This window comes from gamma proteobacterium symbiont of Scutellera amethystina (genome assembly GCF_059730845.1).
Map to the genome: position 1 here is coordinate 4237867 of NZ_AP035935.1, position 14259 is coordinate 4252125.

The following is a 14259-nucleotide window of genomic DNA, read 5'->3' on the forward strand; positions in this document are numbered from 1 at the left end:
AGAGTTACTTACTGCTTTTGTTATCCACCAGCACCGCCAGCAGAATGACGACGGCTTTGACAATCATCTGGTAGTAAGACGATACGCCCATCAGGTTGAGGCCGTTATTGAGGAAGCCGAGAATCAGCGCACCGATCAGCGTGCCCATAATGCGCCCTTTACCGCCCGCGAGGCTGGTCCCGCCCAGCACTACTGCGGCAATCGCATCCAGTTCATAACCGGTGCCCGCCGTCGGCTGCGCCGAAGAGAGACGCGCCACTTCGATGGTGCCCGCCAGTGCCGCCAGCAGGCCGCACAGCGAATAGACGATGACTTTAACGCGGTTAACGTTGATGCCGGACAGCCGCGTGGCCGCTTCGTTACCGCCCAGCGCATAGATATAGCGACCAAGGCGGGTGTGATGCAGCATGTACCATGCCAGCGCGAACACCACCGCCATCAGCCATACCGGCGTCGGAATGCCCAGCGGACGGCCAATGCCGAACCAGCCAAACAGATCGGCGTTATCGCTGAAGCCGGTGTTGATCGGACTGCCGTTGGTGTAAACCATGGTGACGCCGCGCAGCAGCAGCATCATCACCAGCGTAGCGATAAACGCCTGCACCTTGCCGCGTGCCACAATCACACCGGTAATGGCACCAATAAAGGCACCGAGCGCCAGCGATGCCGCTACGGCCACCAGCGCATTGACTTCCAGCCCGACAATCGATGCCGCTACCGCGCCGGTCAGCGCCAGCAGCGAGCCGACCGAAAGATCGATGCCTGAGGTCAGAATCACCAGCGTCATGCCCACCGCCATGATGGCGTTGACCGATGTCTGCTGCAGGATGTTGAACATGTTGGGCAGCGTGAAGAAGTTCGGGCTCTGGCTGGCGACCACGGCGATCAGCACAATCAACGCGATCAGCGATTTCTGCTCCAGCAGCCAGGCTTTGCTGAACCAGCGACGGCTGGCAGGTAAGGTTTGGGTACTCATACAACTAACTCCTCGCTGTGTTGCTTACCGACCGCCGCTGCCATCAGGGATTCCTGGGTAGCCTGCTCACGGGAAAATTCGCCACTCAGATGGCCTTCATGCATCACCAGAATGCGGTCGCTCATGCCCAGCACTTCCGGCATTTCCGACGACACCAGGATGATGCTCAGCCCTTCGGCTTTAAACTGGTTAATTAACTGATAGATCTCTTTTTTCGCCCCAACATCGACGCCGCGCGTCGGCTCGTCGAGGATCAGCACATCCGGGCGCGTCATCAGGCCACGCGCAATCGCCACTTTTTGCTGATTACCGCCGGACAGCAGACCGATCGGCTGCATCATTGATGGCGTTTTCACATTGAACAGGCGAATAAAATCGCCCACCGCCAGCTGCTCTTCGGCGTGCTTCAGGCCGCCATCGGCGCGGCTGAAGTAGCGCAGCGCGGTCAGCGACATGTTCTCTTTGACCGACATCCCGAGCACCAGTCCGTCACGCTTACGGTCTTCCGAGATATAGACGATGCCGTTGGCCAGGCCGTCCTGCGGCGAGCGGGTGACAATCTCGCGGCCGTTAAGCGTCACTTTGCCGTGCGTACGCGGCAGCGCGCCGTACAGCACCTTCATTAATTCGGTGCGGCCCGCACCCATCAGACCGGAGATGCCCAGAATCTCGCCCTTACGCAGGGTAAAGCTGACATCTTCTACGCCCGGTCCGCTAACGTGCTCGACCCGCAGCCGCACCTCGCCCGGTGTCTGATCGAGATGCGGATACTGATCCTCAAGCTTGCGGCCAACCATCATTTCGATCAGGCTCTCTTCGCTGAGATCGCCCACCGCGCGCTCGGCAATAAACTGGCCGTCGCGGAACACGGTGACGTCATCGCAAATCTCAAAGATCTCTTTCATGCGGTGTGAGATATAAACAATGCCGCAGCCCTGCGCTTTCAGCTCATTGATGACGCGGAACAGCGACAGGGTTTCGGTATCGGTCAGCGCATCGGTCGGTTCATCCATAATGATGACCTGCGACTCGAAGCTGAGCACTTTGGCGATCTCCACCATTTGCTGGTCGCCAATCGACAGATCGCCCACCAGCTTGTGGCTGCTGAAGCGCAGATTGAGGCGCTTTAACAGCGCATCCGCCGCGGCATACATCTGTTTCCAGTCGATGCGGCCAAAGCGGTTAACGAATTCACGGCCGAGGAAAATATTTTCCGCAACGGTCAGCTGCGGGATCAGGTTCAGTTCCTGATGGATTATGCCGATGCCGGCTTCCTGAGACGCTTTCGGCCCGGAGAACGTCACTTCTTTTCCCAGCCAGTGCAGCGAACCGGCGTCCATGCTGTAGATGCCGGTCAGCACCTTCATCATGGTGGATTTGCCCGCGCCGTTTTCTCCGACCAGCGCCATCACGCGCCCGGGATAGACCGCCAGCGACGCGCCGTTGAGCGCCTTCACGCCGGGAAATGATTTTTCAATTCCCCTGAGTTGCAATAACGGTTGCATAGCGGCCTCAGAAAGTGACGCCCGCGCTCAGGATGACATTCGCATACGGAGAGCACTCTCCGCTGCGAATGACCGCCTGACTGCGCTGAGTGTGTTGTTTGAACTGTTCATGGCTGGTGTAACGAACGCTAATCACATTCCCCTGGTGCTGTTGCAAGGCTTCGAGCACGGCGATCAGCTGGCTGTGGAGTTGCGGATTGTGTTGTTGGATCTCCTCCGCTATCAGGGCGCTCTCAACCTGCATCTCCTGCGTGATGACCTCCACCACCTGTAAAAAATCGGGCGTACCGGGCGTCAGCGCCAGATCGATGCGCTGTGGACCGGCCGGAATCGGCAAGCCCGCATCGGCAATCGTCAGCGTATCGGTATGTCCGAGGCGGGCAATCACATGAGAGACTTCAGCGTTTAACAGGCGACCTTTTTTCATTTATTCCACTCCACAGCGAAACGTTTCGCTGTCTGGCAGTGTATTAAATGTACATGGCAACTCAATGACGGCATCACGAAAATGTGATCGCCATCGAAACGTTTCGCCTGGGCCGGGGAAAATTTGAGTTTGGCGGGATGGCGGAGCCCACGACGTGGCTCCGCAGGGGAGGTTACGGCAGTTTACGCACCTGTTTAACATCCAGTTCAATCGAATTGAAATCCTTATCCAGTTCGCCGGTCAACTCGACCTGATCCTTCGGCGTAATGGTCTGGCCGTTCCAGCGTTTGTGGTCGATCTCCACTTTCATGCTGCCGCTGCTGTCGCGGAACAGATAATCTTCATCGCCGATCTGCTTATCAAGCTGGCCGCGCACGGTGATCCAGCTGTCATCCTTCATCTCTTCGGCCTGCTTGACCGTCACCACACTGCTGTTATCGGCCTTAAAACCGCCGGCTTTAGCCTGAGCGGCTGGCGCGTTCGGGTCGACAAAGCCACCCTGCTGGGCGGCTAACACCGGGGTTGCCGCCAGGGCGATAATGGCTAACAGCGCTGCACTCTTTTTCATTTTTCACCTCATTTCCATGTCTGTGCGGATTACGGGAGCTATTTCACCACAGGGTTCTTAACAGGATCTTAAGGGAAAAAAAGAGGGGAAAAATAAGCCAAAACGGGCGAATGACGCTGTACAAGCGCGCATCTGCTTCGTATAAACCCCCAGGTAACCGGGAGAAACGCATGCGCATTTTATTAATTGAAGACGATACGCTGATTGGCGATGGCCTGAAGGTCGGCCTGACCAAACTGGGTTTCAGCGTCGACTGGTTTGTCAGCGGCGAAGCCGGATTTCAGGCGCTCAACGCGGCGCCATGGGATGCCGTGGTGCTGGATCTGTCGCTGCCGCAACGTGACGGGCTGGACATCCTGCGCCAGTGGCGTGAGCAGGGCGCGGATGTCCCGGTGCTGATCCTCACCGCACGCGATGCGCTGGACCAGCGCGTGCAGGGCCTGCAACTCGGTGCCGACGACTATCTGTGTAAGCCGTTTGCGCTGACGGAGGTGGCCGCGCGTCTGCAGGCGCTGATTCGTCGCCGTCACGGTCAGCTGCAGCCGGAGCTGCGTCACGGCAGGGTGGTGATGGCTCCCGGCAGCCACAGCGTGATGGTCGATGGCGAACCGCTCAGCCTGAAAAGCCGTGAGCTGGCGCTGCTGGAGCTGTTCCTGCGCAATCCCGGTCGCGTGCTGACGCGCGCACAGCTGGAGGAGAAACTGTACAACTGGGACGACGACGTCTCCAGTAACGCGGTCGAAGTGCACATCCATCATCTGCGTAAAAAGCTCGGCAGTCAGTTCATCCGCACCGTGCACGGTATTGGCTACACGCTGGGAGCGGCAGAATGAGTCTGTTCCTGCGACTGGCCATTGGCTTTCTGCTGTTAATTATTCTGTGTGGAGCCAGCGCCACCTTTAGCGCATGGCAGCAGACGCGCGACACCGTTAATGAGCTGTTTGATACCCAGCAGATGCTGTTCGCCAAACGCCTGCTGGCGCTGGATGCCAGTCGCCTGCAGGCCGCCTCGCTGCCAAAAACCAAAGCGATTCTGCGCCACCATCGCGGCGATCAGGATGACGACGCGCTGGCCTTTGCGCTGTTCAGCGCCGACGGCAAACCGCTGCTGAACGACGGCGAAAACGGCCGCGATTTGCAGTTTACAGCGGATCGTGACGGCTTCCACGATGGTCGCCTGCGTGGCGATGACGATCGCTGGCGGCTGCTGTGGCTGACGTCAGCCGATAAGCAGTGGCGCGTGGTGGTCGGACAGGAGTGGGAATATCGTGATGACATGACGCGCGATCTGGCACTGAGCAGCCTGCTGCCGTGGCTGGTGGCCATGCCGCTGATGCTGCTGTTGCTGCTGGCGCTGGTGTGGTTTGAGCTGCGTCCGCTGAAACGCCTGACTGCATCGCTGCAGCAGCGCGCGCCGGATGATGCCACCCCGCTGACGCCGCAACGCCTGCCGCTGGAGGTGAAGCCGCTGGTGGCGGCGCTGAATGGCCTGTTTGCCCGTATGGCACAGCTGGTCCAGCGCGAGCGGCAGTTTACCTCCAATGCGGCGCACGAGCTGCGCAGCCCGCTGGCGGCGCTGCGCGTGCAGAGTGAGGTGATTCAGCTGGCCGGCGATGACGAGGCGATGCGTAACCATGCGCTGCAGCAGCTCGACAGCGGCATCCTGCGCGCCACGCGGCTGGTCGATCAGCTACTGACGCTGTCGCGCGTCGAAGCGGACGATCTGCGCAGCGAATTTCAGCCGGTCCCCCTCGCACCGTTGCTGCACCAGCTGGTGACCGAACACCAGGCACAGGCGGCAACGCAGCACACCAGGCTGACGCTGACGGCTGACGCGGAACCGGTGATGAACGGTCATCCACTGCTGCTGGGTTTACTGCTGCGCAATCTGCTGGATAACGCGCTGCGCTACACGCCGTCCGGCAGTGAGATTCAGCTGCGGCTCAGCGCGCGCAGGCTGGAGATCGCGGATAACGGACCGGGCGTCAGCGCAGAGCAGCTGGCGCGGCTGGGCGAACGCTTCTGGCGACCGCCGGGGCAGGCGCAAACCGGCAGCGGGCTTGGCTTGTCGATTGTGAAAAATGTGGCTCAGCTGCACGGCATCCGGCTGACCTTCAGCGAGGTGCAGCCGCAGGGGCTGCGCGTCACCCTCAGCTGGTGACGCGCGCTGCGTCAGATTTCGACCTGAGTACCGAGCTCGATTACCCGGTTAGGCGGAATTTCAAACTGATCCGGCGCGCGCAGGGCGTTGCGCTGCAGCGCAAGGAACAGCTTGCCGCGCAGACGCAGATACCACGGGCGTTTGCCGATGATCAGCGACTCGTGTGACATAAAGAACGAGGTTTCCATCATGCGGCAGTTGAGCCCTTCGAGACCGCAGCGGTGGAAAATCTCCTCGACGTTCGGCGTTTCACGCCAGCCGTAGCTTGCCACCACGCGCCAGAAGGTGGGCGACAGCTGCTCAATGGTCACGCGACGCACGTTGTGCACATAAGGCGCATCTTCGGTACGCAGCGTCAGCAGCACCACGCGCTCGTGCAGCACCTTGTTGTGCTTCAGGTTATGCAGCATGGCAAAGGGGATGACATTGAGCGCCCGCGACATGTAGACCGCCGTGCCCGGCACGCGCACCGGCGGCGATTTCTCCAGCGAGGCGATCATCGCCTCCAGCGAATTGCCATGCTCATGCATACGACGCAGCAGGCGGAAGCGCTCGCTCTTCCACGTGGTCATCACGATAAACATCATCAGCGCCAGCGTCAGCGGCAGCCAGCCGCCGGAGAACACTTTGACCAGGTTGGCAGAGAACAGCGAAACGTCGATGCACAGCATCGCGATGAGAATCAGCACCACCAGGTAGCGATTCCAGTGCCAGTTCTGAATCGCCACCGTTGAACACAGAATGGCGGTCAGCACCATGGTACCGGTCACCGCAATCCCGTAGGCGGCCGCCAGATTGCTGGAGTGCTCAAAGCCGACGATCACAATCACCACCGAGAAATAGAGCAGCCAGTTGATCACCGGAATATAAATCTGGCCGGATTCCTCTTCAGACGTGTGCACAATACGCATCGGCGGCAGATAGCCAAGACGCACCGCCTGGCGCGTCAGCGAAAATACGCCGGAGATCACCGCCTGCGAGGCGATCACCGTGGCCAGCGTCGCGAGAATCAGCATCGGAATCAGCGCCCAGTCCGGCGCCAGCAGGAAGAACGGGTTTTTGATGGCCTCCGGATGCTCCAGCAGCAGCGCGCCCTGGCCGAAATAGTTGAGCACCAGCGACGGCAGCACCACCACAAACCATGCCAGGCGGATGGGAAACTTACCAAAGTGGCCCATATCGGCATACAGCGCTTCAACGCCGGTGATCGCCAGCACCACCGCGCCCAGCGCGAAGAACGATACCGTTTTGTACTGAATAAAGAAGTGCAGCGCCCAGTAAGGGTTCATGGCGTGCAGCACCTCAGGATTATTGATGATACTGCGCGCACCCAGCACCGCCAGAATGATGAACCACAGCAGCATCACCGGCGCAAACAGCTTACCGACAATGCCGGTGCCGTGTTTCTGAATCACAAACAGCAGCGTCAGTACCGCAATCGCCAGCGGCACAATGTAGCTATCAAGGCTCGGTGCGGCGATCTCCAGCCCTTCAATGGCCGAAAGCACGGATACCGCCGGCGTGATCACCACTTCCCCGTAGAAGAAGCTGCCGCCAATCAGCCCCATGATCACCAGAATCGCCGTGGCGCGCGCGCCGGTATTGCGGCCCGCCAGTGACATCAGCGTCAGGATCCCGCCTTCCCCGGCGTTGTCGGCGCGCATCACATAACTGATGTATTTAAGCGAAACCACCAGAATCAGCAGCCAGAAGATCAGCGACAGAAAGCCAAACACCGCCTCGCGTTCCACGCCAAAGCCGAACTGACCAGAGAGACACTCGCGCAGGGTATAGAGCGGGCTGGTGCCGATATCGCCATACACCACGCCGATCGCCGCCAGAGTGACTGCGCCAAGGGACTGTTTCTTATCCGAGCTCATAAGTTGTCTTTTGTTGGAGCCGCGCAGGCCTCAGCCCGGCGCTCAGATCATCAAAAAGCGCACAGTATGCACATATTCCCGAAAAAACCTACTTTTACCGTCTGGCATTACGCCGTCTGTGCAGCGTTTTTTCGCCGAAAATCGGCGCGAAATGCGCTGAAAACCCGCGATTTGCCTCACCTCAACCTTCTGAAACAAAAAAGCTGACGGCTATCAACGCTTTCACGCATGATAAACAGTAGAGTATTGCGCTCGCCAGAATATGACGGCACCAGGATCAGAAGGACAATGATGTGATTATGGCTCAACCCCATCTTTTGGCAGAAAGAATTTCTCGCCTCAGCAATGCCCTGGAGAAAGGGCTGTATGAACGGCATCATGCCATTCGTCTCTGCCTGCTGGCAGCGCTGAGCGGCGAAAGCGTGTTTCTGCTTGGGCCACCGGGCATCGCCAAGAGCCTGATTGCCCGCCGCCTGAAATACGCCTTCCAGCACGCCCGTGCCTTTGAATACCTGATGACCCGATTTTCCACGCCGGAAGAGGTGTTTGGCCCGCTGTCCATTCAGGCGCTGAAAGATGAAGGCCGTTACCAGCGTCTGACCAAAGGCTATCTGCCGGATGCCGAAATTGTCTTCCTTGATGAGATCTGGAAAGCCGGTCCGGCGATTCTCAATACGCTGCTCACCGCCATCAACGAACGTCGCTTTCGCAACGGCGACAGCGAAGAGCCGATCCCGATGCGTCTGCTGGTCACCGCCTCCAACGAATTGCCGGAAGCCGACAGCGGTCTGGAAGCGCTGTACGACCGTATGCTGATCCGGCTGTGGCTCGACAACGTGCATGAAAAGCAGAACTTCCGCAGCATGCTGACCCACCAGCAGGATGAAAACGCCAACCCGGTGGCGGAATCGCTGTGCATCAGCGATGAAGAGTATCAGCAGTGGCAGAAAGGCATCAGCCAGGTCAGCCTGCCCGATCATGTGTTTGAACTGATCTATCAGCTGCGCCAGCAGCTGGAGAACCTGCCAGAGGCGCCGTATATCTCCGATCGCCGCTGGAAAAAAGCCATCCATCTGCTGCAGGCCAGCGCGTTTTACAGCGGCCGCGTGGCGATTGCCCCGCTTGATCTGATCCTGCTGAAAGATTGCCTGTGGCACGACGTGGCGTCGATGCAGCTGCTGGATCGCGAAATTGATGCGCTGATGACGCAGCACGCGTGGCAGCAGCAGGCGATGCTGCACACGCTGCAGCAGATCAAAGCGCGCCGGCTGGCGCTGCAACAGCAGCAGAGCGTGGCGCAGGCACTGACGCTGGAGAAGCACAGCGGCATGTTCAGCCGCAAACCGCACTATGAATTACCGGCCTCGATCACGGACGAACAGCTGACCCTGATGCTCCAGCAGCCGCTGACGCTGCACGACATGCAGGTCACGCACGTGGTGGTGGCACGCGATGCGCTCAATCAGTGGCTGCTGAAAGCGGGCGAGATCCGCGGCAAGCTCAACGGCATCGGCTTTGGCCAGACGCTCGACCTGCTGGTGGATGCGCACCACTGTCTGACGCTGCGCGACGTCAGCCTGCAGTCCACGCGCCTGACGCTGCCGGGTGCCGCCAGCAGCAGCGACGTGCCGCAGGAAATCATTGAAGAGTACGACGCGCTGGAGGCCCAGCTGCGCGCGCAGCGCACGCTGTTTAGCCAGCACCAGCGCTGCCTGTTTATCAGCGACGACTGGCTGGCGCGCGTCGAAACCAGCCTGCAGGATGTGGCGGAACAGCTGAAACAGGCGAGAAAATGATCTCGCTGGAGACGCTCAGCACGCTGTTGTCGATTGGCGAAACCGAGCTGATCGAAGAGCTGATCGTGGCACTGCTGGCCTCGCCGCAGCTGGCGCTGTTCTTTGAAAAATTTCCGCGCCTGAAACAGGCGATGATGGGCGAGCTGCCGCGCTGGCGCGCCGAGATTGCCGCCCAGATGAAAACCACGCCGGTGCCGGACGCGCTGGCACGCGAATTTCAGCTGTTCCAGCAGATGCAGCTGCTCAGCAGCCACGCCTTCAGTGAACAACTGCCCGCCATCATGACGCAGCTGAAAGCGCTGCCGTCCCCGTTTATCGAAGAAGCCAGCAAACTGCTGCTGCATACCGACAGCGCCCAGCTGAGCAATGCGCAGCACACGCTGTTCCTGCAGCGCTGGCGCCTGAGCCTGACGCTGCAAACCCTGACGCTGAACGAAACCCTGCTGGAAGAGCAGCGGGAACGCCTGATGGCCGAGCTGCAGCAGCGCATGGCCATCAGCGGCCAGCTGGCGCCGATTCTGACCGATGACGACGAAGCCGCCGCCGGACGCCTGTGGGATCTGAGCAAGGCACCGCTGCAGCATGGCGACTATGAGTTGATTGTGCAGTACGGCGATTTCCTCGCCCAGCAGCCGGAACTGATGAAACTGGCGCAGCAGCTGGGACGCAGCCGCGAAGCGAAATCGGTACCGTCACAGGATGCGCCGCTGGAAGCGTTTCATCAGCTGGTGCGCGAGCCGGACAACGTGCCGGAAGAGGTCAGCGGCATCCATCAGAGCGACGATGTGCTGCGTCTGTTGCCGCCGGAACTGGCGGCGCTGAGCATCAGCGAACTGGAGCTGGAGTTTTATCGCCGGCTGGTGGAGAAACGCCTGCTGACCTACCGGTTACAGGGCGATGCCTGGCACGAGAAAGTGACGCTGCGCCCGGCCAGCCATCAGCAGCACGAAGCACAGCCGCGCGGCCCGTTCATCGTCTGCGTGGATACCTCTGGTTCGATGGGCGGTTTCAATGAACGCTGCGCCAAAGCGTTTTGTCTGGCGCTGCTGAAGGTGGCGCTGGCCGACAGGCGGCGCTGCTACATCATGCTGTTTGCTCACGAAGTGATTGGCTACGAGCTGACCGCGGATAACGGCATCGAGCAGGCAATCCGTTTTCTCAGCCAGCGTTTTCGCGGCGGCACCGATCTGGCCGCCTGCCTGTCTGCGGTGGTCACGCGTATGGAGGGCAGTCAGTGGCAGGAAGCCGATGCGGTGATCGTTTCCGATTTTATCGCCCAGCGTCTGCCGGACGACATCGTCAGCACTATTAAACAGCGCCAGCGTCACCACCAGCAACGCTTCCACGCCGTGGCGATGTCGGCGCACGGCAAACCCGGCATTCTGCGCATTTTCGATCACATCTGGCGCTTCGATACCGGCCTGAAAAGCCGCCTGCTGCGCCGCTGGAAACGCTAATTCATCAGGCAGAAATGCTAATTTGCTATAGTGAATTACCCGCTGTGTTTAATCAGCTTACGGAGTTCACTGTGACAACCGCTCATCTTCACGATCAATTGCCTGCGCCCACCCGCACCGTCCGGCTTTCCGGCAGCAGCAGCGACGCCAAACGCGCCGAACTGCTGGCCTATTTCACCCAGACCTGGGAGCTGTACGAAAGCCTGTTCGACTGCCTCGCCGATGAGCGCGCGTACTTTAATAAAGCCATCACCCTGCGCCATCCGCTGATCTTCTACTTTGGCCATACCGCTACTTTCTACATTAATAAGCTGATGGCGGGCGGTTATCTGCAGCAGCGCATTGACGATCGCATCGAGGCGATGATGGCGATCGGCGTGGATGAGATGAGCTGGGACGATCTCGACGACAGCCATTACAGCTGGCCGGACGTAGCCGAGGTGCGCGACTACCGTGGTAAAGTGAAAACCGTGGTAAGTGAATTCATCCGCACCATGCCGCTGGAGCTGCCGATTGACTGGGACAGCCCGGCGTGGGTGATTCTGATGGGCATTGAGCATGAGCGTATTCACCTCGAAACCTCCAGCGTGCTGATCCGCCAGCTGCCGCTTGAGTGGGTTAAACCGCAGCCGCACTGGCCGGCGTGTCCGCAGGCGCGCCACGATCGTGCCTCGGTACCGGCCAATACATTGGTGGCGATGCCAGGCGGACGCGTCACGCAGGGTAAAACCGATGATACCTACGGCTGGGATAATGAATACGGCAGCCTTACAACTGAGCTGAAACCGTTCAAAGCCAGCAAAATGCTGGTGAGCAACGCCGAGTTCTTTCATTTTATTGCCGCCAACGGCTATAACGAACGCCGCTGGTGGGATGACGAAGGCTGGGGCTGGCGCGAGTTTGCCCAGCCGCAGATGCCGACTTTCTGGGTCGGCGACATCGCGCAACCTGACGATCTCCGGCTGCGCCTGATGACCGAAGAAGTGGCGATGCCGTGGGACTGGCCCGCCGAAGTGAATCAGCTGGAAGCCGCGGCATTCTGCCGCTGGCTGGCGGAAGAGAGCGGCAAAGCGATCCAGCTGCCGTGCGAAGCCGAGTGGATGCAGCTGCGCGAGCAGGTTGCCGGCGATCAGCCGGACTGGATCGACGCGCCGGGCAACATCAATCTTGCCCGCTGGGCCTCTTCCTGTCCGGTAGACCACTTTGCCCAGGGTGACTTCTTCGACATTGTCGGCAACGTCTGGCAGTGGACCACCACGCCGACTAACGGCTTTGAAGGCTTCAGGGTACATCCACTGTATGACGATTTCTCCACGCCCACCTTTGACGGCAAACATGCGCTGATCAAAGGCGGCAGCTGGATCTCCACCGGCAACGAAGCGCTGAAATCCTCACGCTACGCCTTCCGGCGCCACTTCTTCCAGCATGCCGGTTTCCGCTACGTGGTTTCCTCGCATCAGGAGAGCATGGCGCTGAATCCGTATGAAACCGACAGCATGGTGTCGCAGTACCTCGACTTCCAGTACGGCCCCGGCTATTACGGTGTGCCGAACTACGCGGCGGCGCTGGTCGATATCGTGCTGCCGCACTGCGCGCAGCGCGGCCACGCGCTGGATATCGGCTGCGCCACCGGTCGTGCCAGCTTTGAACTGGCGCGCCATTTTGCTGCGGTCACCGGCATGGATTACTCGGCGCGCTTTATCGACGTGGCGCTGCAGCTGACCTCGGGTGAGGATTTCCGTTACGTGGTGCCGGAAGAGGGAGAGCTGGTGGAGTATCGCCAGGTGCGGCTAAAAGAGTTTGGTTTCGATGAGACCCTGGCGCAGCGCATTCAGTTTGTGCAGGGCGATGCCTGTAACCTGAAACCGCAGCCCGATGGCTACGATCTGGTACTGGCCTCTAACCTGATCGATCGCCTGCGCCAGCCGAAGCGCTTCCTGCAGGACATCACGCCGATGATCCGCTCCGGCGGTTTGCTGGCCATCTCCTCACCTTACACCTGGCTGGAAGAGTTCACGCCGAAGGAGAACTGGCTGGGCGGTTTCCGTGAAAACGGTGAAGCGCTCACCACCTGGCAGGCGCTGCAACGGCTGCTGCGCGATGCCTTTGAGGAAGTTGCGCCGCCGCAGGACGTGCCGTTTGTGATTCGCGAAACCGCGCGTAAGTTCCAGCACACACAGGCCCAGCTGACGCTGTGGCGTAAGCGCTAAAAAGCGTGCAGACAGCGGCAGCTCCGCTGTCTGTGCCTTGCCTGTCCCGCTAATTTGCTGCACATTCTCCCTGTTCAGAGAAGAAGAACCTAATGAGGATGGATGATGGCGGAACACCTGCAACTGGATAATCTCGACCGCGGCATTTTAAATGCGCTGCTGCAAAACGCGCGCACCGCGTACGCCGAACTCGCCAAGCAGTTTAACGTCAGCCCCGGCACGATTCACGTGCGCGTCGAAAAGATGCGTCAGGCGGGGATTATTCTGGGTACGCGCGTGGAGATCGATCCACGGCAGCTCGGATTTGATGTCTGTTGTTTTATCGGCATCATTTTGAAAAGCGCGCGCGACTATCCGGCAGCGCTCAGCAAACTGGAAGCGCTGGATGAAGTGGTGGAAGCCTGGTACACCACCGGCCACTACAGCATCTTTATTAAAGTGATGTGCCGCTCAATTGACGCGCTGCAACAGGTGCTGATCAACAAGATCCAGACCATTGATGAAATCCAGTCCACCGAAACGCTAATCTCGCTGCAAAACCCGATCATGCGCACTATCAAGCCGTGATCGGCTTCCCCGCTGTGCATAACCTTATCCCGGGCGGATCGCTTTTGTGATGCGCCTTGTCGCCTGATGCTATCGGCGATTAACCCTGTTTTCCACAGGTGGATCACCGCTTGATCACAGCGTACAATGCTCGCCTTTAGTGCGGGAGAGCATCATGGCCGATATTACCTTAATCAGTGGCAGTACCCTTGGCAGCGCCGAATATGTCGCTGAACATCTGGAAGAGAAACTGCAGGAAGCGGGCTTTTCAACCGAACTGCTGCACGGACCCGAGCTGGATGAGGTGCCGCAGGAGGGCGTCTGGCTGATTGTCAGCTCAACGCACGGTGCCGGCGAACTGCCGGACAACCTGCTGCCGTTTTATGAAGCGCTGCAGGAGAGCCAGCCGGATCTGTCAGGCGTACGCTTTGGCGCAGTGGGTATCGGTAATCATGAATACGATCTGTTCTGCGGTGCGATCAAGCTGCTGGAGACGACGTTAACGCAGCTGGGCGCCAAACGTATTGGCGATCGGCTGGAGATCGACGTGCTGGAACATGAGATTCCGGAAGATCCGGCGGAAGTGTGGGTCGCCAGCTGGCACCCGCAGATTTAAGACGATCTTTGCTGGTCGGGGATCGGGTATTTGTGTCGATCCCCAGTTGATTCCGCTGTTTTATCGCCTTTTACCTGCGTCGCTCTGTGGATAAGATCTATTATTTCATGCGTATAA

12 protein-coding genes are annotated in these 14259 nt (G+C 59.4%); 7 read left to right on the forward strand and 5 right to left on the reverse strand.

The features are described 5' to 3' along the window. Positions 1–4: 4 nt before the first annotated feature. From rbsC to AC6I79_RS20025, 4 genes are all read right to left on the reverse strand, one after another. The gene (gene rbsC, locus AC6I79_RS20010) at positions 5–976 is read right to left on the reverse strand and encodes a ribose ABC transporter permease (RefSeq protein ID WP_021508172.1); all 972 of its coding nucleotides are present in this window, start codon (positions 974–976) and stop codon (positions 5–7) included. After that, positions 973–2481, reverse strand: coding sequence for a ribose ABC transporter ATP-binding protein RbsA (rbsA, locus tag AC6I79_RS20015; protein ID WP_031279830.1), 1509 nt, complete (start codon positions 2479–2481; stop codon positions 973–975). Before rbsA ends, rbsC begins: the two co-directional genes overlap by 4 nt. 7 nt (positions 2482–2488) lie before the next feature. Continuing rightward, complete coding sequence (gene rbsD / locus AC6I79_RS20020; RefSeq protein ID WP_021313542.1) at positions 2489–2908, reverse strand: D-ribose pyranase; 420 nt, start codon at positions 2906–2908, stop codon at positions 2489–2491. 172 nt (positions 2909–3080) lie between these two features. Next, entirely contained in the window at positions 3081–3476 is a 396-nt protein-coding gene (locus AC6I79_RS20025; RefSeq protein ID WP_021508174.1) for a YgiW/YdeI family stress tolerance OB fold protein, read from the reverse strand. Positions 3477–3646: 170 nt separating this feature from the next. Here AC6I79_RS20025 and qseB point away from each other — a divergent pair, with 170 nt between their 5' ends. Then, positions 3647–4309: a quorum sensing response regulator transcription factor QseB gene (gene qseB, locus AC6I79_RS20030; RefSeq protein WP_215480730.1), complete on the forward strand. Its 663-nt coding sequence runs from the start codon at positions 3647–3649 to the stop codon at positions 4307–4309. Further along, positions 4306–5637 carry a quorum sensing histidine kinase QseC gene (qseC, locus tag AC6I79_RS20035; protein ID WP_241798553.1) on the forward strand — a complete coding sequence of 444 codons (1332 nt, stop codon included), beginning with the start codon at positions 4306–4308 and terminating at the stop codon, positions 5635–5637. Before qseB ends, qseC begins: the two co-directional genes overlap by 4 nt. Before the next feature lie 11 nt (positions 5638–5648). Here qseC and kup read toward each other — a convergent pair whose 3' ends face one another. Then, positions 5649–7517: a low affinity potassium transporter Kup gene (gene kup, locus AC6I79_RS20040; RefSeq protein ID WP_021508177.1), complete on the reverse strand. Its 1869-nt coding sequence runs from the start codon at positions 7515–7517 to the stop codon at positions 5649–5651. A gap of 299 nt (positions 7518–7816) precedes the next feature. Between kup and ravA the strand changes: the two genes are divergently transcribed. The 5 genes from ravA (at position 7817) to mioC (ending at position 14142) form a co-directional block, all read left to right on the forward strand. Next, complete coding sequence (ravA, locus tag AC6I79_RS20045; protein WP_058758223.1) at positions 7817–9313, forward strand: ATPase RavA; 1497 nt, start codon at positions 7817–7819, stop codon at positions 9311–9313. Continuing rightward, positions 9310–10770, forward strand: a complete 1461-nt coding sequence (gene viaA, locus AC6I79_RS20050; protein WP_058770715.1) for an ATPase RavA stimulator ViaA — start codon at positions 9310–9312, stop codon at positions 10768–10770. Before ravA ends, viaA begins: the two co-directional genes overlap by 4 nt. 71 nt (positions 10771–10841) lie before the next feature. Beyond that, complete coding sequence (gene ovoA / locus AC6I79_RS20055; protein WP_498027493.1) at positions 10842–12980, forward strand: 5-histidylcysteine sulfoxide synthase; 2139 nt, start codon at positions 10842–10844, stop codon at positions 12978–12980. A gap of 105 nt (positions 12981–13085) precedes the next feature. Beyond that, the gene (gene asnC / locus AC6I79_RS20060; protein ID WP_007893613.1) at positions 13086–13547 is read left to right on the forward strand and encodes a transcriptional regulator AsnC; all 462 of its coding nucleotides are present in this window, start codon (positions 13086–13088) and stop codon (positions 13545–13547) included. Positions 13548–13701: 154 nt separating this feature from the next. Then, positions 13702–14142: an FMN-binding protein MioC gene (gene mioC / locus AC6I79_RS20065; protein ID WP_021508182.1), complete on the forward strand. Its 441-nt coding sequence runs from the start codon at positions 13702–13704 to the stop codon at positions 14140–14142. The last annotated feature ends 117 nt before the right edge of the window (positions 14143–14259 follow it).

Coding starts and splice junctions, on each gene's coding strand:
- rbsC (WP_021508172.1), bottom strand. CDS start 976: ATGAGTACCCAAACCTTACCTGCCAGCCGTCGCTGGTTCAGCAAAGCC.
- rbsA (WP_031279830.1), bottom strand. CDS start 2,481: ATGCAACCGTTATTGCAACTCAGGGGAATTGAAAAATCATTTCCCGGC.
- rbsD (WP_021313542.1), bottom strand. CDS start 2,908: ATGAAAAAAGGTCGCCTGTTAAACGCTGAAGTCTCTCATGTGATTGCC.
- AC6I79_RS20025 (WP_021508174.1), bottom strand. CDS start 3,476: ATGAAAAAGAGTGCAGCGCTGTTAGCCATTATCGCCCTGGCGGCAACC.
- qseB (WP_215480730.1), top strand. CDS start 3,647: ATGCGCATTTTATTAATTGAAGACGATACGCTGATTGGCGATGGCCTG.
- qseC (WP_241798553.1), top strand. CDS start 4,306: ATGAGTCTGTTCCTGCGACTGGCCATTGGCTTTCTGCTGTTAATTATT.
- kup (WP_021508177.1), bottom strand. CDS start 7,517: ATGAGCTCGGATAAGAAACAGTCCCTTGGCGCAGTCACTCTGGCGGCG.
- ravA (WP_058758223.1), top strand. CDS start 7,817: ATGGCTCAACCCCATCTTTTGGCAGAAAGAATTTCTCGCCTCAGCAAT.
- viaA (WP_058770715.1), top strand. CDS start 9,310: ATGATCTCGCTGGAGACGCTCAGCACGCTGTTGTCGATTGGCGAAACC.
- asnC (WP_007893613.1), top strand. CDS start 13,086: ATGGCGGAACACCTGCAACTGGATAATCTCGACCGCGGCATTTTAAAT.
- mioC (WP_021508182.1), top strand. CDS start 13,702: ATGGCCGATATTACCTTAATCAGTGGCAGTACCCTTGGCAGCGCCGAA.